We start from the raw sequence: 20,421 nt of genomic DNA, 5'->3' as shown, positions 1-20,421 counted from the left end.
AAGATGGTGCGCGCAACGCTCTTGGCTGGACTTGCGGTTGCCGCTTCGGTGGCGACCGGCAGCGCGGCGCAATCCATGACGCAAGCCGAGGTCAACGAGCTGCTGCGCGGCACGCCAGAGGTGTATAACGGGTTGTTCACGGCGGCGATCATCAAGCATATCGCCGATAGCTGCGAAGACAGCATCGACCCGCCGGGCATGTTGGCGCGCGTTTCGTATTTTCTTGGGCTGTACAACAAGGCGCGCGCGCTTGGCCCTAGCCGTCGCCAGATCGAAGCCTTTGTCGAGGACGAGGCCGAACAAGAGCGCATGCGCGAGTTGGTCTATACCTATCTGCGGGCCGCCGATGTGGACCCGATGAACGAACAGGCTGTCTGTGCCTATGCAAGCAACGAGATTGCCCAAGGCACCGCCTTGGGCAGCCGGTTGCGGGAGAAGTGAGTTATGTCTGACCTTCGCAAGATCATCATCGACGGGCAGGAAGTGGACGTCCCCCAGACCATGACGCTGATTCAGGCGTGCGAGATGGTGGGGATCGAGATTCCGCGCTTTTGCTACCATGAGCGTTTGTCCATCGCGGGCAATTGCCGCATGTGCCTGGTCGAAGTGCAGCCCGGACCGCCGAAACCGGCGGCAAGCTGCGCGATGCAGGTCAAGGACATGCGCCCTTTCCCCGATGGCAGCCCGCCGCAGGTGAAGACCAACACCCCGATGGTGAAAAAGGCCCGTGAAGGCGTGATGGAGTTCTTGCTCATCAACCACCCGCTGGATTGCCCGATCTGCGACCAAGGCGGCGAGTGTGATCTGCAAGATCAGGCTATGGCGTATGGCGTCGATTTTTCGCGCTTCCGCGAACCCAAGCGCGCGACCGAAGATTTGCAGCTTGGCCCGCTGGTTGAAACCCATATGACGCGCTGCATTTCCTGCACCCGCTGCGTGCGCTTTACCACCGAAGTTGCGGGCGTTCAGGTCATGGGCCAGACCGGGCGCGGCGAGGATGCCGAGATCACGACATACTTGGGCGCGCTGATCGAATCCGAGATGGTCGGCAATATCGTGGATCTGTGCCCGGTGGGGGCGCTGGTGTCCAAACCCTATGCCTTTACCGCCCGCCCGTGGGAGTTGACCAAGACAGAAACCATCGACGTGATGGATGCTTTGGGCTCTAACATCCGGGTGGATACGAAGGGCCGTGAGGTCATGCGCATCCTGCCGCGCAACCATGACGGCATCAACGAAGAATGGCTTGCCGACCGCTCGCGCTATGTCTGGGACGGGCTGAAGCGCCAGCGTCTGGACCGCCCATACATTCGCGAAAACGGCAAGCTGCGCCCGGCCACATGGCCCGAGGCGCTGTCGGCGGCGGCCTCTGCCATGAAGGGCAAGAAAGTGACCGGGCTGGTCGGCGATCTGGTGTCGGTCGAAGCGGCCTATGCGCTGAAAACGCTGGTCGAAGGCTTGGGCGGCACCACCGAATGCAGGGTCGATGGCGCGAAGCTGCCCGCGGGCAACCGATCCGCCTATGTCGGCACGGCGACGATCGAAGATGTGGATCATGCGCAGAAAATCCTGCTGATCGGCACCAACCCGCGTGCTGAGGCGCCGGTGCTGAATTCGCGAATCCGCAAGGCTTGGTTGCATGGTGCCGATGTGGTGCTGGTGGGCGAAGCGGCCGATCTGACCTATGACTATGAGCATATGGGCAATGACCGCGCGGCGCTGGCGCATGTGCGGGATCTGGACATGTCCGATCTGGCCGACAAGGAGTGCATTGTCATCGTCGGCCAAGGTGCTCTGCGTGAGGGCGATGGCGCGGCAGTTCTGGCCACGGCCCAAGCGATTGCAGAGAAATCGGGCGCAAAGCTTCTGGTGCTGCATACCGCCGCGTCCCGCGTGGGTGCGATGGATATCGGCTGCACCACCGAAGGTGGCCTGCCCTCTGCTACCGAAGGGGCAGAGGTGATCTACAACCTTGGCGCGGATGAGGTGGAGATTCAGCCCGGAGCCTTCGTGATCTACCAAGGCAGCCATGGCGACCGGGGCGCGCACCGCGCCGATATCATCCTGCCCGGCGCGGCCTATACCGAAGAAAACGGCCTGTTCGTGAATACCGAAGGCCGCCCGCAACTGGCGCTGCGCGCGGGCTTTGCCCCGGGCGAGGCCAAGGAAAACTGGGCGATCCTGCGCGCATTGTCGGCGGAAGTGGGGGCCACTTTGCCTTTCGACACGCTTGGCGCGTTGCGCAACCAGTTGACGGCGGCGGTGCCCCATCTGGCCGATATCGATGAGGTGCCGGAAAATGACTGGCAGGCATTGCCGCAAGGCACATTGGCGCAAACCGCCTTCAAACCCGCGATTGCCGATCACTACCTGACGAATCCGATCACCCGCGCGTCCAGCCTGATGGCGGAATTGTCGGCCATGGCCAAAGCGCGCGCGCAAACCGCGCTTGCAGCGGAGTAACCGATGTTCGCCAGCACCCTGCCAGCCAAAGCCCTGACCCTCGCCGCCTGCGGCGGGCTGTTGGGCTGTGCCGGCGGGGCGCGCGCACCAATAGACCCACCCGCGCGCACGCAATATCTGGGCGTGGATACCCGCCTGCTAGAGGGGGATCTGGTCAGCTTTATGGTGCAGGTCGCGGGTGATGACGGGCAGCAGGCCGCAATCGGCTACACCCGCTGTGCTGCGGCGCAATATGCGCTGATCCGGGGGTATAGTTTTGCGCGCCATGTGCGCACCAGCACTGCGCAAAAGGGTGGCATCTGGGAAGCGGATGGGGTTTACACCATCTCGCCCGACCTGCCGCGCGGAACACGAACAATAGATGCGGAAGTGGTCGCGGATGACTGCAAGGCGCAGGACATTCCAACGGTCTGAGGAATAGAGGGACGCATGGCTGAATTTCTGGATACCGGGCTGGGCATAACCGTGTTGATCGCGGCGCAATCGCTGCTGGTGGTTGGGTTTGTCATGATCAGCCTGATCTTTCTGGTCTATGCCGACCGCAAGGTCTGGGCCGCGGTCCAGATGCGGCGCGGCCCGAACGTGGTGGGGCCATGGGGCTTGCTGCAAACCTTTGCCGATGCGATCAAATTCGTCGTCAAGGAAGTGGTCATCCCGGCCGGCGTGGACCGCCCGGTCTATTTTCTGGCCCCGTTGCTTAGCTTTGTTCTGGCCGTTCTGGCTTGGGCCGTGATCCCCTTCAACGATGGCTGGGTTCTGGCCGATATCAACGTGGCGATCCTGTTCGTCATGGCGATTGCGTCGCTGGAAGTGTATGGCGTCATCATGGGCGGCTGGGCGTCGAACTCGAAATACGCCTTCCTTGGCTCTTTGCGGTCGGCGGCACAGATGATCTCTTACGAAGTGTCCTTGGGCCTGATCGTGATTGGCGTCATCATCTCGACCGGGTCGATGAGCTTTGGCGCGATCGTCGGCGCGCAGGATACGGGCTATGGCCTGCTGGGCTGGTATTGGCTGCCGCATCTGCCGATGGTGGTGCTGTTCTTCGTCAGCGCGCTTGCTGAAACCAACCGCCCACCGTTTGATCTGCCCGAAGCGGAATCCGAACTGGTGGCCGGGTTCATGGTCGAATACGGCTCCACGCCTTATTTGCTGTTCATGGCGGGCGAATATATCGCCATCTTCCTGATGTGCGCGCTGATGAGCTTGCTGTTCTTCGGCGGCTGGCTGTCGCCCATTCCGGGGCTGGCGGATGGCTTCCACTGGATGTTCATCAAGATGGCCTTCTTCTTTTTCATGTTTGCCATGGTGAAGGCCATCGTGCCGCGCTACCGCTACGACCAGCTTATGCGCATTGGCTGGAAAGTGTTCCTGCCGGTGTCGCTGGCTTGGGTGGTGCTGATTTCCTTCCTTGCAAAATTCGAAGTGGCCGGCGGCTTCTGGGCCCGCTGGGCGATTGGGGGTTAATATGGGGTTCGATTGGGGTCGCGCGGTTAAATACGCGCTGATGACAGACTTCATCAAAGGCTTTGGGCTGGGCATGCGCTATTTCGTGGCGCCCAAACCGACCATAAACTACCCGCATGAAAAGGGGCCGCTGTCGCCGCGCTTTCGGGGTGAGCACGCGCTGCGCCGCTACCCGAATGGCGAGGAACGCTGCATTGCCTGCAAGCTGTGCGAGGCGGTCTGCCCCGCGCAAGCGATCACCATCGACGCCGAACCGCGCGATGACGGGTCACGCCGCACCACGCGCTATGACATCGACATGACCAAATGCATCTATTGCGGCTTTTGCCAAGAAGCCTGCCCGGTAGATGCCATTGTCGAAGGCCCGAATTTCGAATTCGCCACGGAAACCCGCGAAGAGCTGTTCTACGACAAGGCCAAGCTGTTGGAAAACGGCGAACGCTGGGAAGCGCAGATCGCGCGCAATCTGGAAATTGACGCCCCTTACCGCTAAAGCCGCGACACCGATACGAAGGACCCGACAAGATGGGCATAGCCGATATCACATTCTACGCATTTGCGGTCACGCTTTTGGGCGCGGGCTTTCTGGTCACGATCTCGCGCAACATGGTGCATTCGGTGCTGTGGCTGATCCTGACCTTCCTCTCGGCGGCCGGGCTGTTCGTGCTGTTGGGGGCAGAGTTCATGGCGATGCTGCTGATTATCGTCTATGTCGGCGCGGTCGCGGTGTTGTTCTTGTTCGTGGTGATGATGCTCGACATCGACTTCGCGTCCTTGCGCGGAGAGATGGCGCGCTATTTCCCCATCGCGGCCATTATCGGCGTGGTGCTGATGTTGCAGATGGGGATGCTGTATAGCGCTTGGTCATCCTCTGACATGGCCGAAGGGCTGCGCCAAGCGCCGACCCCCGACATGGCCGAAGTGCATAACACCAAGGCGCTGGGGATGATAATCTATGACCAGTATTTCCTGCTATTCCAGATCTCTGGGCTGATCCTGCTGGTCGCCATGGTCGGGGCCATCGTGCTGACGCTGCGCCACCGCAAGGATGTGAAACGCCAGAACGTGATCGCGCAGATGCACCGCGACCCGGCCAAGGCGATGGAACTGAAAGATGTCAAACCGGGGCAGGGGTTGGGCTGACGCCCCCCGCCACCGAACCGCCAGAGCCGCAAAGGCCGCGCACAGAACAATATGAGGGACGACCATGGTAGGACTTGAACATTACCTGACGGTGGCGGCGGCGCTGTTCGTCATCGGGATTTTCGGCATATTCCTGAACCGCAAGAACATCATCGTCATCCTGATGTCGATTGAACTGATGCTGCTGGCCGTGAATATCAACCTTGTCGCCTTTTCCAGCTTCCTGAACGATCTGGTGGGGCAGGTGTTCACCATGTTCGTGCTGACCGTGGCCGCGGCCGAAGCGGCCATTGGTCTTGCGATCCTTGTGTGCTTCTTCCGCAACCGTGGCACGATCGACGTCGAAGACGTCAACGTGATGAAAGGCTGATCCGATGGCGACGATTGTTCTTCTGGCGCCTTTGGTGGGCGCGATCCTCGCCGGGTTGTTCTGGCGCGTGACGGGCGAGAAAGCCGCGCAGGTCATTGCCACGGGTCTGCTGTTCTTGTCCGCGATCCTGTCTTGGGTCATTTTTCTGACGCATGATGGCGGGGTCGAGCAGATCACGCTGATGCGCTGGATCGACAGCGGCACGCTGGTGGGGGACTGGGCAATCCGGCTGGACCGTCTGACAGCGGTGATGCTGATCGTCATCACCACGGTATCGGCCTTGGTCCACCTGTATAGCTTTGGCTACATGGCGCATGACAGCCATTTCGCGGATGATGAAAGCTACCGCCCACGGTTCTTCGCCTATCTGTCGCTGTTCACCTTCGCCATGCTGATGCTGGTGACGGCGGATAACCTTGTGCAGCTCTTCTTCGGCTGGGAAGGCGTGGGTCTGGCATCTTATCTGCTGATCGGGTTCTACTTCCGCAAGCAAAGCGCCGGGGCCGCCGCGATGAAAGCGTTCATCGTCAACCGCGTGGGCGATATGGGCCTGATTATCGCGCTGATGGTCACGTTCTATTTGGTCGACTCCATCGCCTATGATGATGTGTTCGCCGCCGCCCCCATGCTGGCGGAAACCACCGTCAGCTTTTTGTGGACCGAATGGAACGCCGCAAACCTGATCGCGTTTTTGCTATTCGTGGGCGCGATGGGCAAATCGGCGCAGTTGTTGCTGCACACATGGCTGCCCGACGCCATGGAAGGCCCGACGCCAGTGTCAGCCCTGATCCACGCCGCGACCATGGTGACGGCGGGTGTGTTCCTTGTCGCGCGCTTCTCGCCGCTGATGGAATACACGCCCGATGTGACCGGCTTTATCGTGCTGATCGGTGCGTTGACCGCCTTCTTCGCCGCAACCGTGGGCCTGGTGCAAAACGACATCAAGCGCGTGATCGCCTATTCCACCTGTTCGCAGCTTGGCTACATGTTTGTGGCCGCAGGCATCGGCGTTTATTCGGTCGCCATGTTCCACCTGCTGACGCACGCCTTCTTCAAGGCGATGCTGTTCCTTGGGGCAGGGTCGGTCATTCATGGCATGCACCATGAACAGGACATGCGGAACTATGGCGGGCTGCGCAAGAAGCTGCCCATGACCTATTATGCCATGCTGATCGGCACACTGGCCATCACCGGCGTGGGCATTCCGCTGACGACCATCGGTTTTGCCGGGTTTGTCTCGAAAGATGCAATCATTGAAAGCGCCTTCGCTGCTGGCACGACCTATGCCTTCTGGATACTGGTGATCGCGGCGCTGATGACCAGTTTCTACAGCTGGCGGTTGATGTTCATGACCTTCTTCGGCACCCCGCGCGGCGACAAGCATACGCATGAGCACGCGCATGAAAGCCCGCTTGTCATGCTGGTGCCGCTGGCGGTGCTGGCGGTGGGGGCCGTTTTGTCGGGCGTCGTGTTCTACGGGCCATTCTTCGGCTCGACCGAGGCGGTGCGCGAATATTTCGGCGCGGCGATCTTCCTGGCCGAAGAAAACGACCTGATCCATGACGCGCATTATGTCGAGAAATGGGTCAAGGCCGCGCCCTTCGTGGCCATGTTGCTGGGCCTTGGGCTGGCGTGGCTATTCTACATCCGCAATACCGAATTGCCCAAGAAACTGGCCGAAACCTTCCCCGGGGCCTACCAGTTCCTGCTGAACAAATGGTATTTCGATGAGATTTACGACGCGGTCTTCGTGCGCCCGGCCAAGGCCATTGGCACCTTCCTGTGGAAGAAGGGCGATGGCGGCACGATTGATGGCGGCATCAACGGTCTGGCTATGGGGATCATCCCGATGCTGACCCGTCTGGCGGGCCGCGCGCAATCGGGCTTCGTGTATCACTATGCCTTTGCCATGGTGCTGGGCATTGTCGCCATCGTGACTTTCGTCACGCTGGGCGGAGGGGCAAACTGATGCTGAACCTGCTTTCCATCATCACCTTCACCCCTGCCATCGCGGCCCTGATCCTTGCGGTGTTCCTGCGCGGCGACGATGACGCGGCGCAAAACAATGCCAAATGGGTGGCCTTCGTGGCCACATTGGCGACCTTTGCCGCGTCGCTGATCCTGCTTGTGGGGTTCGACCCGGCTGATACCGGTTTCCAGTTCGTCGAGGAACATGAGTGGATTCTGGGCCTGACCTACAAGATGGGGGTAGACGGCATTTCGGTTTTGTTCGTGATGCTGACGACCTTCCTGATGCCCATCACCATCGCGGCCTGCTGGAATGTGACGCACCGGGTGAAGGATTACATGATCGCCTTCCTGCTGCTGGAAACGCTGATGATCGGCGTGTTCACGGCGCTGGACATGGTGCTGTTCTACCTGTTCTTTGAAGCGGGCCTGATCCCGATGTTCCTGATAATCGGCATCTGGGGCGGCAAGGAACGCATTTACGCGGCGTTCAAGTTCTTCCTGTATACCTTCCTTGGGTCGGTGCTGATGTTGGTCGCAATGATCGCGATGTATGTGGACGCGGGCACAACCGACATTCCAACCTTGTTGACCCACCAGTTCAGCACGGAAACCTTCAGCGTTATGGGCTGGCAGGTCATTGGCGGTATGCAGACGCTGCTGTGGCTGGCCTTCTTCGCATCATTCGCGGTGAAAATGCCAATGTGGCCGGTGCATACATGGTTGCCCGATGCCCATGTGCAGGCCCCGACCGCAGGGTCGGTGGTGCTGGCGGCGGTGCTGTTGAAAATGGGCGGCTACGGCTTCCTGCGCTTCAGCCTGCCCATGTTCCCGGTGGCGTCTGACATTTTCGCGCCACTGGTGCTGTGGCTGTCGGCGATTGCCATTGTCTATACCAGCCTTGTGGCGCTTATGCAGACCGACATGAAAAAGCTGATTGCTTATTCCTCGGTGGCGCATATGGGCTTTGTGACCATGGGGATCTTTTCTGCCAACCAGCAAGGGGTGGATGGCGCGATCTTCCAGATGTTGTCGCATGGGTTCATTTCCGGTGCGCTGTTCCTTGCGGTGGGCGTGATCTATGACCGCATGCACACCCGAGAGATCGACGCCTATGGCGGCTTGGTCAACCGCATGCCGGTCTATGCAGCGGTGTTTTTGCTGTTCACCATGGCCAATGTGGGCCTGCCCGGCACCAGCGGGTTCGTGGGCGAATTCCTGACCTTCATGGCGGTGTTCCAAGTGAACACATGGGTTGCCACGGTTGCTGCAACCGGGGTCATCTTGTCGGCAGGGTATGCGCTGTGGCTCTATCGCCGGGTGGTGATGGGCGAGCTTATCAAAGCGAGCCTGAAAGGCATCTCCGACATGGACCGCCGCGAAAAAGCGATGATGGCGCCGCTTGTGGCAGCCACGCTTATTCTTGGGGTCTATCCGGCCTTCATTACCGATATCATCGGCCCCTCGGTCAGCGCGCTGGTCGACGGGCATGCCACGGCGTTGCAGGCCCATGAGGCCGCAACCCAACTGGCACAGAACTGAAAGGGCCCGACATGATCGGAGCAGATCTGACAACCGCGCTGCCAGAGATCGTTCTGGCGCTGTTCGCCATGGCCATGCTGATGGTGGGCGTCTATGGCGGCAAGGACAAGCTGGCCGAACCCATCTTGTATGCGACCGCCGCGATTATGGTGATGCTGGCGCTCTATTCCGGCACCCAATCGCTGGACCCGCTGACAGCGTTCAACGGCACCTATCTGAAAGACGGGTTCGCGCAATTCGCCAAGATGCTGATCTTGGTCTCTGCCGCTGTGGTGCTGATTATGGGCAAATCGGTCATGGCGGAAACGGGCCTTTTGAAGTTCGAATACCCGATCCTGATCGCGCTGTCGGTCGTTGGCATGATGCTGATGGTCTCGGCCGGTGATCTGATTGTGCTGTATATGGGGTTGGAACTGCAATCACTGGCGCTTTACGTCGTCGCCACCATGAACCGCGATTCCACGCGTTCGACCGAAGCGGGTTTGAAATACTTCATCCTCGGTGCGCTGGCTTCTGGCCTGCTGCTATACGGCGCATCGCTGACCTATGGCTACGCGGGCACGACCGTTTTCGCAGGTATCTTAAGCACGATTTCAGAAGATGGCATGTCGGTCGGCCTGCTGATGGGTCTGGCCTTCATGCTGGCGGGGCTGGCCTTCAAGGTCTCTGCCGTGCCGTTCCACATGTGGACGCCCGATGTGTATGAGGGCGCGCCAACGCCTGTGACCGCGTTCTTCGCCACCGCGCCGAAAGTGGCCGCCATGGCGCTGATCGCGCGGCTGGTGCATGATGCCTTCGGCACTGTGCCGGGCGACTGGTCGCAGATCGTTGCACTTCTGGCGGCGGCATCCATGTTCGTGGGCGCGATTGCCGCGATCGGGCAGCGCGACATCAAGCGGCTGATGGCCTATTCTTCGATCAGCCATATGGGTTTTGCGCTGGTTGGGCTGGCGGCAGGCACCGCGCAGGGCGTGCAAGGCATGCTGGTCTACATGGCGATTTATATCACCATGAATATCGGCGTCTTTGCCTTTATCCTGACCATGCGCCGCGATGGAAAACCCGTGACCGATATTTCCGAGTTGAACCAACTGTCCAAGGCCGAACCCTTGCGCGCCTTGGCACTTCTGGTGCTGATGTTCAGCTTGGCCGGTGTGCCGCCCTTGGTGGGTTTTTTCGGCAAGTTCTACGTGCTTTGGGCCGCGGTCAATGCCGGGCTGACATGGCTGGCGATTGCAGGCGTGATCGCGTCGGTCATCGGGGCGTTCTACTACCTGCGCATCGTCTACTATATGTATTTCGGGGCCGAGGCAGAACCGCTCGACACCGTGCGCGCGCCAGTGCAGGCGACCCTTTTGGTCGCCTCTGCCGCGATCATGGTGCTTGGCGTCATCAACCTGTTCGGCATTGACGGAATGGCAGCGTTGGCGGCGGATGCTCTTGTCCGCTAACTGGCCCAAGGGGGTAGGGCGGTCGGTCCTGCCCGAAATCGACAGCACCAATGCCGAGGCCGCGCGCCGTGCGGACCGGTTTGCCGGTCCGGAATGGATACTTGCGCTGCACCAGACGAAAGGGCGCGGGCGCAGGGGGCGCGCATGGCACGACCCGGCCGGCAATTTTGCCGCCAGTTACCTGCTGCGCCCGGATATGGCACCTGCGCAGGCCGCGCTCTATTCGTTCGTGGCCTCTTTGGCGCTGCAAGATGCTTTGGTGACCGCGACAGGCCGCGCTGAAAGCTTTGCGCTGAAATGGCCCAATGACGTGCTGCTGCACGGCGCAAAGCTGGCGGGAATTTTGCTGGAAACGAGTGGCCCTTACTTGGTCATTGGGATTGGCGTGAACCTTGTAGACCATCCCGAACCCGAACCGGGCGCGCTGCGCCCCGTCAGCCTAATGGGGGAAACCGGGTTGCGGGTGACACCAGAAGAGCTGTTGGACCTGCTGGCCCCTGCCTTTGCGCATTGGCAGGCGCAATTCACGGCCTACGGGTTCGCCCCCATCCGCACCGCATGGCTGGCCCGCGCGGCGCGGTTGGGCGAACGGATCGTGGCGCGCACCGTGACCGACACCCATGACGGCACGTTTGAAGGCATTGATGCCGATGGCGCGCTCCTTCTACGCGCTGCGCATGGGCTTCGCACCATTCCCGCCGCCGATGTCTTTTTCTAAGGACCGCCCATGCTTTTGACCATCGATTGTGGCAATACCAATACCGTGTTCTCGCTTTGGGATGGCGATGCCATCTTGCAGACATGGCGCACCTCGACTGACCATCGGCGCACGGCGGACCAGTATTTCGTCTGGCTGTCCACGCTGATGCAGGTGCGCGGCATCAAGGCCGATGTGACCAGCGTCGTGATCTCGTCCACCGTGCCGCGCGTGGTGTTCAACCTACGGGTGCTGTGTGACCGGTATTTCGACTGCCGCCCCTTGGTGGTGGGCAAGCCCGAATGCAGGCTTCCTGTCCCTCCGCGCGTGGAAGAGGGCGTGCGCCCCGGTCCCGACCGCTTGGCCAATGCCGCCGGCGCCTTTCAACGCCATGGCGGGCATGTCGTGGTGGTGGATTTCGGCACCGCCACGAATTTCGATGTGGTGGCCGAAGATGGCGCCTATATTGGCGGAGTCATCGCGCCGGGGGTCAACCTAAGTCTGGAAGCGCTGCATCAGGGTGCCGCGGCCCTGCCGCATGTGGATATATCCCGCCCAGAGCGCGTGATCGGCACGAATACCGTTGCCTGCATCCAATCGGGGGTGTTCTGGGGGTATACAGGGCTGATCGAAGGGATTACCCAGCGTATAAAGGCCGAATATGGCCGCCCCATGAAAGTGATTGGCACGGGCGGACTGGCCGCGCTGTTTGCGCAGGCCGAAGACCTGTTTGACGAAATCGAGGATGACCTGACGATGTATGGCCTGCGGGTGATTCATGACTATAACATGGCCATGACGATATAGGAGCAGCCATGAGCGCTGAAAGATTGATCTACGTCCCTCTTGGGGGCGCAGGCGAGGTGGGCATGAATGCCTATCTGTATGGATATGGCCCCAAGGGGCGCGAGCGGTTCATCCTTGTGGACCTTGGCATTACCTTCCCCGATATGGGCGGGCAGCCCGGTGTTGATGTCATCCTGCCCGACCTGACTTGGCTGGAAGAGCGCCGCGACCGGCTGGATGCGATTTTCATCACCCATGCGCATGAAGACCATGTGGGTGCCGTGGGCCAGATGTGGGACCGCCTGCAAGCGCCGGTTTACGCGCGCGATTTCACGGCGCGCATTGCGCAGTTGAAAATGCAAGATCAGGGGCAAGACCCGGCGCAGATCAAGACCGTGGGCAAGATGGAACCGGTCAAGGCCGGGCCTTTCACGGTGCAGTTCTTCCCTGTCGCGCATTCGCTGCCTGAAGCGTCGGGCATGATCATCGACACGCCGGCAGGGCGGGTTGTCCATTCGGGCGATTTCAAGGCCGATACCACGCCGGGTGTGGGCGAGCCGCATGACCCGGCCATGCTGGCAGAGATCGGGCGTTCGGGCGTCAAGGCGCTGATGTGCGACAGCACCAACGTGATGAACAAGCACGCTGGCCGGTCAGAGGCGACATTGGCAGGCCCGATTGCCGATCTGATGCGTGACGCCAAGGGCATGGTCGTGGCGACGACATTCGCGTCCAACGTGGCGCGGCTGAAAACGCTGGCAGTGGCCGCGCAAGAGGCCGGGCGCTCTGTCTGCCTGATGGGCCGCGCTATGCTGCGGATGACGCAGGTCGCGACCGAAGCGGGCATCCTGAAAGATTTTCCGCCCACCGTCAGCCCCGAGCAGGCCAAGGATATCCCGCGCGAAAACCTGCTTCTGATCGTGACCGGCAGCCAAGGCGAGCGGCGCGCGGCCAGTGCGCAACTGGCGCGCGGCACCTATATGGGGCTAAGCATGAAGGAAGGCGACACCTTCCTGTTTTCCTCCATGACCATTCCGGGCAATGAGCGCGAGGTGGGCCGGATTGTGAACGGTTTGTCGGAAATGGGTGTCGATGTGATCGACAATGCCGAAAGGCTATACCATGTCTCGGGCCATGCGAACCGCCCCGATCTGGAAGCGATGCATGACCTGATTCAGCCAGCGATCCTTGTGCCCATGCATGGCGAACACCGGATGATGCGCGAACATGCGAAACTCGCCCTCTCTCGGGGGATGCGGTCTGTCGTGGTGCCGAACGGGTCGGTGTTGGACCTGACCGATGATGTGCCGGTTCTGGTCGATGAAATCCCAACCGGGCGCATTTATCTGGATGGCAGCCGTCTGATTGGCGCGATGGACGGGATCGTGCGCGACCGTATCCGCATGGCCATTGGCGGACATGTGTTCGTCACCGTCATCATGGATGAAGTGGACGAGGTTCTGGGCGATCCATGGGCCGAAATCGCGGGTCTGCGCCCCGTGGCCAAGGGAGGTCAGCCGCTGAACGAGGTCATTGAGGATGAATTGTCCGATTTCTTGGAACGCGCCAGCCGCAAGGTTCTGGCCGATGACGACAAGCTGAATGACGGCCTGCGCCGCGTAGTGCGTCAGGTGGTCATGGAAGAGTTGGGCAAAAAGCCGGAAGTGACCATCGTCGTCAGCCGGTTGAGCGCCGAGTAGATGTAACCAAGCGGAGGGCTTTCGCCCAAGGCTATATTTCAGGGGGCTGCCACCCCCAAATCGGCCCTGTCGGGGCCGATTTTCCCCCACGCGTTGTTCCGGCAAGATGATGTCAGCGCCAGAATGTGGTGCGGCTGGCCAGCAATCCTTGCGCCTTTGCAAGGATACGCAAGACAGGGGGCTGCGACGCTTGGTTTGATACAGTCAGACGCTCCAGCGCCAGTTCCGGGCTGCACGGCAGGCGCGTGACAGGGTCCAGATAGCGCGGATAGGCGATCAGCACGGCATGGGCAAGGGTGGGCAGGTCTGGCCGCGCGTTGCGGCGCGCGGGCACCGGCCCCAGATCGCGGGTCAGCCCCCAGCCCGCGTAGAAGGGCGCGCCAAGGCAGGTCACAGCTTTGCCGCGCAACAGCGCTTCGAACCCCAAGGTCGAGGTGACGGTCCAGACCTCTTGCACCTGTTCCAGCAACCAGCCCGTGTCGGTCGCAGACAGCACCATATCTGCGGCGCGGGTATCGGTCAGCGTGCCCGGGCGCAGGCACGCTTCGACATCGGGATGGGGTTTGTACAGGATCACCGCATCGGGGTTTTCCGCCCGCACCTTGGCCAAAAGCGCCGCATTTGTTGCAACCCCGCCTGCGCCAAGCCGGATTGAAGCGTCATCCTCGACCTGCCCGGGAACAAGAATGCGGTGGCCTTCGGGCAGGGCAGGGCGGTCACCTGCAAGGTTATACTTGGTCGCCCCGCTGGCACGCAGCCGCGCGATCAGCCGCGTGGCGCGGTCGGCCCCGCCGGGGGGCAGGGGGCTTTCGATCAGGCTTTCCAGCCGAGAGGGGCGTGTAGGGTCGTAATAAATGCCCAAATCATCCCGCACCAGCGACAGGGGCGGGGTCAGCGCGGCACCCAAGCCCTTTGAGCGCAGGATGCCGTCTTCGATGCGGATATCACCGTCGCCCGCGCCCCAGACCATGCTGCGCCGCGCGGAGGTCTTGCGAAAGCGCAAGGGCGTCCAACGCCCGAAAAACGCTTGCAGATGGGCCCGTTTCCACAGCCGCATGTTCAGCGCGTCATAGCCTGCCTGGTCTTCGCGCCACGCGCGGGCGAGCGCTTCTAGATGGTCGATCAGCACTGGCAAATCGCACAGCCGATCACGGCACGGGTCATACCATTTGGGATACAGCAGCATCGCGGCGGCAAATAGCTGGGTGCGGGTCAGGGTGCGGCGGCGGCGCGGGTGCGGCGCTTGGTCATCACTCAGCCCCCAGCCCGCATAGAAGGGCAGCCCCCAGACATGCGGGCGATGGCCCGCAAGGATCGCTTCGAACCCCATCTGGGAACTGACGGTATAGACGGCAATCGCACCTTCCAGCAGGTCCCATGGCGAGCACCCCGCATCGTGAAGGGTGATACGCTCGGACTGGTCTTGTGCGGTGAAATGACCGGGGCGCAGACCTTGCGCGTTTTCTGGATGCGTGCGGATGACAATGCGCGCGGTCGGGTGGTCAAGCTGCGCCTGCACCAGCATTTCGCGGAAGATATGCGGCGAAAGCGGGCCATGCAGCCCGCCATGGCGAAGCGAGGCGTCGCCCCGCACTTGGTCTATCACCAGCACATAGCCGGGCGGCGGAGGCGGTATTTTCGGGTCGGTGCCGGAATATTTGCTAAGGTGGTGCGCGCGCAGCCGTGCCATGCAAAGCCGCGCGGTTTGCAGCAGGGCGTGGTCGTCCAACGGGTGGGTGGCCAGAAGCGTTTCCAGATCGCTGGGCCGGGAGGGGTCGTAATAGATGCCTTGCTGGTCAAGCAGCAGGCCAAGGGTCGGCTCCCCCCGGCGGCCGGGAAACAGCGAGCGCAGGAAAGCATCTTCCACGCGCAAGATGGCGGCACCTGTATGGCTGGCCAAGGCTTCGGCGCGGGCGGCGCGGGGCGCGTGGCCCCATGCCGCGATCAGGTCGGATGTTTTGGGCCAACCAATGCGAATAGGGTAACCCGCCAAGGCCATGATCCGGCGAATGCGCCGCGCCTGTGCCGATGGCCCGAGGAACCCGCCAGAGACGGCATGGACCCTCGGGCGCATCGCGTTAGTCGTCAGCGCTTCGGGCGAGGGCGCGCACGGAACCGGCCGCGGTGAGCGACCCGGTGAGCGCAGAGATCTGGCGCCCCCAAAGAACCGAAGAGGCTTCGGTCACGAAGATCGTGTCGCCGTCGCGGATCTTGAAATCGCGCGCGTCGAACATTCCGGTGGGTTTGGTCAGGTCCAGCACATAGACAAAACGCACATCGGTCACGAACTGGCCGATGCCAAGGATTTCGGTCGCAATTTCGGGGCGCTCATCGCGGAAGATAAACACGCCTTTGGGGTCGGCGCGCAGCGGATCAAGCCCACCGACAGAGGCCAGCGCCTCGATCGCGGAAATCTGCTGGGTTTCGAAGGTCACGCGGTTGGCGGTGCCGGTGGCACCCAGCACGGAAAAGCTGCGCTCGTCTTGTTTGACCAGAACGCGGTCGCCCCCGCGCACGGCAATGTCCAGCGCGGGGTTAGCGAAAATGTCTTCCAGCCATGCGCTGTCTTGCCGGCTTCCGCGTGTGACCAGCACTTGCGCGGTTTCCAGCGGAATGCTGATGCCACCTGCACTGGCGATGACCGAAGACAAGCGGTTCGATGCGCGGGTGATTGGATAGACCCCTTGCGCGGTTACGCCGCCCGTGACCGACACGGTCGATCCGTCGCCTTGCGTGCGGGCAACAAGCACTTGCGGGTCGGGTGTTTGTTCATCCAGCGAACGGGTAAGGATGCGGCGCAGCGCTTCGGGCGTTTGCCCGGCGGCACGAATGCGCCCGGCATAGGGCACGAAGATGAAACCGGCATCATCAACCTGCAAGGTTTCGATGATGGCGTTATTCGTCGCTTCCGGCGCCAGCAAACCTTCGGGCACGTTTTCGAACACGTTGAGCGTGATCGTATCGCCGGGGCGGATGGTATCGCCGCCCAGAAGGCCGCCCGCCTGCAAGGCATGGCTGAAGCCCAGTGTTTCGGGCCTGTTGGCGATCTGGCTGACGCGCTTGGTGACGGCAATGATATGCGCATCGCCGCTGCGCATGACAGAGCCTTCGTAGATTTCATTGGCGGTCGGACCATCGCGCGACACGTCGCATGAGGCGACCACAACGCATGCCAGCAGGGCCATGGCGTGGCCAAGGGATTTAGATATAACAAACACTGCTCGGGCTCCTGAAAAAGGACTTGCCTCTGATTATTGGTGTCAACATACAGTTACCCGCGCTTTTCGCCAAGGTATGAAATGGGTTAGCGGCTATCGCACCATGCGCAACTGTTGCCGGGGTGCCGCGTCGCCGGTGATAAGCGCGGTGTAAGGATCGTGCGGGGCCAGCATCAGGTCCACCACATGTCGCATAAGCTGCCTGCGCCCCCGCAACGAATAGTAGCCACCGGGCACCTGAGAGGTTTCCAGCAAGAAATGCCGGTATCGCCGGTAGGCGCGGGCATCTGGCCGGGACGGGCGCTTGAAAAACTGTTCTAGCGGTTGGGTCGAGACGAATTCGGGCTTGTCGAACACCGCCCGCCCAAAGGCCTTGAGCGGCATTCCGCGCCACAGCACCTGCTGTGCCGCCGTGGAATTCACCGTGACAGCGGATCGCGCATGGTTCAGCAATAGCGCCAGTTTGCCGCCCCGGACAAAATGCACCCGGCCGGTTAGCCCGTGGTCTTGGGTCAGGCGCCGGATGGTGGCGCGCAAGGGCTGCCGCCCGTCTTCCAAAGGATGCGCCTTGATGACCAAGTGATGATGGCGCGGCGCGCCACGCGCAAAACCTTCGAACACGGTTTGCAGGAATTGCTCTTGCGTTTCAAACGGTCCATGGGCGCGGAAACTGCTGTCATGGGCCAGTTGCAAAAGCACAAGATGGTACGGAAAGCCCCCGTTGCGAATGCGCCAAGAAGCCACGCGCCGCTCCAGCGAGGTCAGCGGCATGGCCCAAAGCCGTTTCAGATACAGCCGGAATTCCTGCGCCACGGTCAGGTCACGATGCGGTTTGAACTGCCGATACCCCTTGTTCAGGGCCATAACGCAGAAATGGTAGATCGCGCCGTAAAAGATATGATGCCGCATATCGCCCCAATGCGCGGGCGGGTCTGGAAATTCCAGATCGCATTTTTCCAGCGCGCGGCGCATGTCTTCAACGCTCATAGTCATAAGCCTTGAATTGCCATTCGCGCCGTCGCGTTCATAGGTTACCCAATAGGGGCGCAGATAACCTTCCTCGAACACATGAATAGTAATCCCGTGTTCGCGGGCCAGCGCAATGGCTTGGGCATGGATGGGCCGCATATCGCCATAAAGCGCAAGATCGGTAATGCCATAGTGGGTGAACAGCTCGGCGCAGGTTGCGCCCCAATTCTCTGGCGCGCCGGTATAAGGAATGTAGCTGGCCCGGTCGCGCCAGAATACGGCATCGCCCCGGTTGAACCCCACGCGCCACACCTGCGCGCCAGCGGCGCGCAGCATCCGGCCAAGCCGGTTGAAAAACGGACCATGCGGCCCCTGCAAAAACAGAAAGCGCCGCGATGCGGTGTCTGGTGCCATGGCATTTTGCCTGTTTATGTCCCTATCTTGCAGAATAGGGCTGCTCTTTTGAAGGAAGGTAAACGAAAAGCGCAGCCCCGTCATCAAAAACGAATGCGCCGCAGCGGGCTGTTGCTTGCAATGCCACAGGCGCTAAGATTAGGTGCGCGCCAAGCACAGGGGAAAGAGCTATGTTCACAGGCATCATCACCGATATCGGCCGCGTGCATTCGGTTGTGCAAGAAGGCGATTTGCGCGCCCGTATCCAAACCGGCTATAATACCGCGCGCATAGAGATTGGCGCGTCCATCGCCTCTGACGGCGTTTGCCTGACGGTCGTGGCGCTGGGGCCAGACTGGTATGACGTGCAGGTTTCTGCCGAAACCGTGGCCAAGACCAACCTTGGCGCATGGGTGCCGGGCAAGCGCGTGAACCTTGAACGTGCGCTGAAAGTGGGCGACGAACTGGGCGGGCACATCGTGTCGGGCCATGTTGACGGGCTGGCCGAGGTGATCGCGCTGGCCGATGAAGGCGGCAGCACCCGCATCCGCTTGCGCGCGCCCGACCATCTGGCCGGGTTTATCGCGCCCAAAGGGTCGGTTGCGCTGAACGGCACCTCGTTGACCGTGAACGAGGTCGAGGGCGCGGAATTCGGGATCAACCTTATTCCGCATACCAAGCAGGCCACCACATGGGCCGACACCAAGCTGGGCGATCAGATCAACCTAGAGATTGACACGCTGGCGCGCTATGTGGCCCGGTTGCAAGATTGGGCCGGACGTTAAGCAAGGCATACGGCGTGATAGACCTTGCGCGTGGTTGCGCGTAAACTTGGTCGCATGAGTAACGATTGGGACAGTCTGGACGCACGCCGCGCAGCCGAGGAGCTGATCGTCGATGTCAACGGCTTTGAAGGGCCGCTTGACCTGCTTCTGACCCTGTCGCGCAGCCAGAAAGTGGATTTGCGGCGCATTTCCGTTCTGCAACTGGCAGAGCAATATCTGGGCTTTGTCGAAGACGCGCGCGCCTTGCGGATTGAACTGGCGGCGGATTACCTTGTTATGGCCGCATGGCTGGCATACCTGAAATCGCGGTTGCTGCTGCCCCCCGACCCGACCGAAGAGGGACCAAGCGGCGCAGACATGGCGGCCCATCTTGCTTGGCAGTTGGAACGGTTGCAGGCCATGCGCGACGCCGCCGCCCGCCTGATGGGGCGCGACCAATTGGGGCGTGATTTCTTCGCGCGTGGCCAGCCCGAATCTGTTGCCGTCACGCGCCGGACCGAAATGCAGGCCAGTCTGCTGGACCTGATGCGCGCCTATGCCAGGCTGCGCACCCGCGACGAGTTCCGCCCCTATGCGTTCGACCGCAGCGATATCTACGCGCTCGACGCGGCCTTGGAACGACTGTCGCAGCTTTTGCCGGTCACGCTTGATTGGGCTGATCTTGCGCGCTTCCTGCCCGAGGGCTGGGCCAGCGCCCCAGACCGGCGCCGTTCGGCCATGGCCTCGACCTTTGCCGCGTCGTTGGAACTGGCGAAACAGGGCCGGGTAGAACTGCGCCAGCTGGAAGCCTTTGCGCCGCTACATCTGCGCGGCAGGGAAGGGGTGTGATGCAGGGTCTCGATGCAGGCGGCGAATCGGCCCCGTCCTTTGCCGCACAGGAACGCATGGTCGAAGCGATACTTTTCGCCTGCGAGCAGCCGCTCTGCAGCGCGGAAATCGCCGCGCGTCTGCCGCAAGGCTGCGATGTGCCGGAAGTGTTGGCGCGGCTGCGCCAGCACTACGCCAGCCGCGGGGTCCAGCTTGTGCGGGTGGGCGACAAATACGCGCTGCGCACCGCCCCCGATCTGGCTTGGCTTATGCAATCCGAACGGGTCGAGCAGCGCAAATTGTCGCGCGCGGCCATCGAAACATTGGCAATCATTGCCTATCACCAGCCTGCAACCCGTGCCGAGATCGAAGAAATCCGCGGCGTGGCCGTGTCGCGTGGCACTTTGGACCAGTTGCTGGAATTGGGCTGGGTGCGCCTTGGGCGTCGCCGCCAGACCCCGGGGCGACCCGTTACCTTTGTCGTGACCGATTCCTTTCTGGATCATTTCGGCCTCGAATCAGCCCGCGATCTGCCGGGGTTGCAAGAATTGCGGGCCGCAGGGCTGCTCGACAGTCGGCCCATGTCGGGCATGGCGATGCCAACGGGCACAGAGACAGAGGCGGATGACAGCCCGGATGCCGCACATTTCCCACCCCGCGGG

At 61.5% G+C, this 20,421-nt stretch carries 19 protein-coding genes (1 of these 19 only partly in view); 16 read left to right on the top strand and 3 right to left on the bottom strand.

Features of this window, described 5'->3' with window-relative positions:
* Nucleotides 1–3: 3 nt before the first annotated feature.
* The 13 genes from AWT76_RS11085 to AWT76_RS11025 all read left to right on the top strand — a co-directional run bounded on the left by AWT76_RS11085 (nucleotide 4) and on the right by AWT76_RS11025 (nucleotide 13,587).
* The gene (locus tag AWT76_RS11085; protein ID WP_072246402.1) at nucleotides 4–441 is read left to right on the top strand and encodes a DUF5333 family protein; all 438 of its coding nucleotides are present in this window, start codon (nucleotides 4–6) and stop codon (nucleotides 439–441) included.
* Between the two features lie 3 nt (nucleotides 442–444).
* On the top strand, nucleotides 445–2,463 hold the full coding sequence (gene nuoG / locus AWT76_RS11080; RefSeq protein ID WP_072246401.1) for an NADH-quinone oxidoreductase subunit NuoG: 2,019 nt from the start codon (nucleotides 445–447) through the stop codon (nucleotides 2,461–2,463).
* 3 nt (nucleotides 2,464–2,466) lie between these two features.
* The gene (locus tag AWT76_RS11075) at nucleotides 2,467–2,877 is read left to right on the top strand and encodes a hypothetical protein (protein WP_072246400.1); all 411 of its coding nucleotides are present in this window, start codon (nucleotides 2,467–2,469) and stop codon (nucleotides 2,875–2,877) included.
* A gap of 15 nt (nucleotides 2,878–2,892) precedes the next feature.
* Nucleotides 2,893–3,930: an NADH-quinone oxidoreductase subunit NuoH gene (gene nuoH / locus AWT76_RS11070; protein WP_072246399.1), complete on the top strand. Its 1,038-nt coding sequence runs from the start codon at nucleotides 2,893–2,895 to the stop codon at nucleotides 3,928–3,930.
* Between the two features lies 1 nt (nucleotide 3,931).
* Nucleotides 3,932–4,423, top strand: a complete 492-nt coding sequence (nuoI, locus tag AWT76_RS11065) for an NADH-quinone oxidoreductase subunit NuoI (RefSeq protein WP_072246398.1) — start codon at nucleotides 3,932–3,934, stop codon at nucleotides 4,421–4,423.
* A gap of 32 nt (nucleotides 4,424–4,455) precedes the next feature.
* The gene (locus AWT76_RS11060; RefSeq protein WP_072246397.1) at nucleotides 4,456–5,073 is read left to right on the top strand and encodes an NADH-quinone oxidoreductase subunit J; all 618 of its coding nucleotides are present in this window, start codon (nucleotides 4,456–4,458) and stop codon (nucleotides 5,071–5,073) included.
* Between the two features lie 64 nt (nucleotides 5,074–5,137).
* The gene (gene nuoK / locus AWT76_RS11055; protein ID WP_072246396.1) at nucleotides 5,138–5,443 is read left to right on the top strand and encodes an NADH-quinone oxidoreductase subunit NuoK; all 306 of its coding nucleotides are present in this window, start codon (nucleotides 5,138–5,140) and stop codon (nucleotides 5,441–5,443) included.
* A 4-nt stretch (nucleotides 5,444–5,447) separates the two neighbouring features.
* Nucleotides 5,448–7,412 (top strand): NADH-quinone oxidoreductase subunit L, encoded by a 1,965-nt coding sequence (gene nuoL, locus AWT76_RS11050; protein WP_072246395.1) that lies wholly within the window; start codon nucleotides 5,448–5,450, stop codon nucleotides 7,410–7,412.
* Nucleotides 7,412–8,953: an NADH-quinone oxidoreductase subunit M gene (locus AWT76_RS11045; protein ID WP_072246394.1), complete on the top strand. Its 1,542-nt coding sequence runs from the start codon at nucleotides 7,412–7,414 to the stop codon at nucleotides 8,951–8,953. Before nuoL ends, AWT76_RS11045 begins: the two co-directional genes overlap by 1 nt.
* An 11-nt stretch (nucleotides 8,954–8,964) precedes the next feature.
* Nucleotides 8,965–10,404, top strand: coding sequence for an NADH-quinone oxidoreductase subunit NuoN (nuoN, locus tag AWT76_RS11040; RefSeq protein WP_072246393.1), 1,440 nt, complete (start codon nucleotides 8,965–8,967; stop codon nucleotides 10,402–10,404).
* Nucleotides 10,388–11,122 carry a biotin--[acetyl-CoA-carboxylase] ligase gene (locus AWT76_RS11035; protein WP_072246392.1) on the top strand — a complete coding sequence of 245 codons (735 nt, stop codon included), beginning with the start codon at nucleotides 10,388–10,390 and terminating at the stop codon, nucleotides 11,120–11,122. The genes nuoN and AWT76_RS11035 overlap by 17 nt, the downstream gene beginning before the upstream one ends.
* Before the next feature lie 9 nt (nucleotides 11,123–11,131).
* Nucleotides 11,132–11,908, top strand: a complete 777-nt coding sequence (locus tag AWT76_RS11030) for a type III pantothenate kinase (RefSeq protein ID WP_072246391.1) — start codon at nucleotides 11,132–11,134, stop codon at nucleotides 11,906–11,908.
* 8 nt (nucleotides 11,909–11,916) lie between these two features.
* A complete protein-coding gene (locus AWT76_RS11025) occupies nucleotides 11,917–13,587 on the top strand; it encodes a ribonuclease J (RefSeq protein WP_072246390.1) in 1,671 nt (556 codons plus the stop codon).
* Nucleotides 13,588–13,699: 112 nt separating this feature from the next.
* On the opposite strand, the gene AWT76_RS11020 is transcribed toward AWT76_RS11025, so the two are convergent.
* The 3 genes from AWT76_RS11020 to AWT76_RS11010 all read right to left on the bottom strand — a co-directional run bounded on the left by AWT76_RS11020 (nucleotide 13,700) and on the right by AWT76_RS11010 (nucleotide 18,188).
* The gene (locus AWT76_RS11020; protein ID WP_072246389.1) at nucleotides 13,700–15,661 is read right to left on the bottom strand and encodes a capsular polysaccharide biosynthesis protein; all 1,962 of its coding nucleotides are present in this window, start codon (nucleotides 15,659–15,661) and stop codon (nucleotides 13,700–13,702) included.
* Nucleotides 15,662–15,665: 4 nt separating this feature from the next.
* Nucleotides 15,666–16,805 (bottom strand): polysaccharide biosynthesis/export family protein, encoded by a 1,140-nt coding sequence (locus AWT76_RS11015; RefSeq protein ID WP_342667166.1) that lies wholly within the window; start codon nucleotides 16,803–16,805, stop codon nucleotides 15,666–15,668.
* Nucleotides 16,806–16,898: 93 nt separating this feature from the next.
* A complete protein-coding gene (locus AWT76_RS11010; RefSeq protein WP_072246387.1) occupies nucleotides 16,899–18,188 on the bottom strand; it encodes a capsule biosynthesis protein in 1,290 nt (429 codons plus the stop codon).
* A 170-nt stretch (nucleotides 18,189–18,358) separates the two neighbouring features.
* Here AWT76_RS11010 and AWT76_RS11005 point away from each other — a divergent pair, with 170 nt between their 5' ends.
* The 3 genes in view from AWT76_RS11005 to scpB are tightly spaced (at most 54 nt apart) and all read left to right on the top strand, a layout consistent with a single transcriptional unit that may run on beyond the window.
* Nucleotides 18,359–18,952 carry a riboflavin synthase gene (locus AWT76_RS11005; RefSeq protein WP_072246386.1) on the top strand — a complete coding sequence of 198 codons (594 nt, stop codon included), beginning with the start codon at nucleotides 18,359–18,361 and terminating at the stop codon, nucleotides 18,950–18,952.
* 54 nt (nucleotides 18,953–19,006) lie between these two features.
* A complete protein-coding gene (locus AWT76_RS11000) occupies nucleotides 19,007–19,780 on the top strand; it encodes a segregation and condensation protein A (protein WP_072246385.1) in 774 nt (257 codons plus the stop codon).
* Nucleotides 19,780–20,421, top strand: partial view of an SMC-Scp complex subunit ScpB gene (gene scpB, locus AWT76_RS10995; protein WP_082700177.1) — the 5' portion only. The gene runs 24 nt beyond the window's last position; the window shows 642 of its 666 coding nt (coding positions 1–642); it begins with the start codon at nucleotides 19,780–19,782; its stop codon lies beyond the right edge, outside the window. Before AWT76_RS11000 ends, scpB begins: the two co-directional genes overlap by 1 nt.

The sequence above is a fragment of the Roseibaca calidilacus genome (assembly GCF_001517585.1).
Lineage (GTDB): Bacteria > Pseudomonadota > Alphaproteobacteria > Rhodobacterales > Rhodobacteraceae > Roseinatronobacter > Roseinatronobacter calidilacus.
Note: the sequence above shows the minus strand (reverse complement) of the source record. Positions and strands in the feature narration are given on the sequence as shown.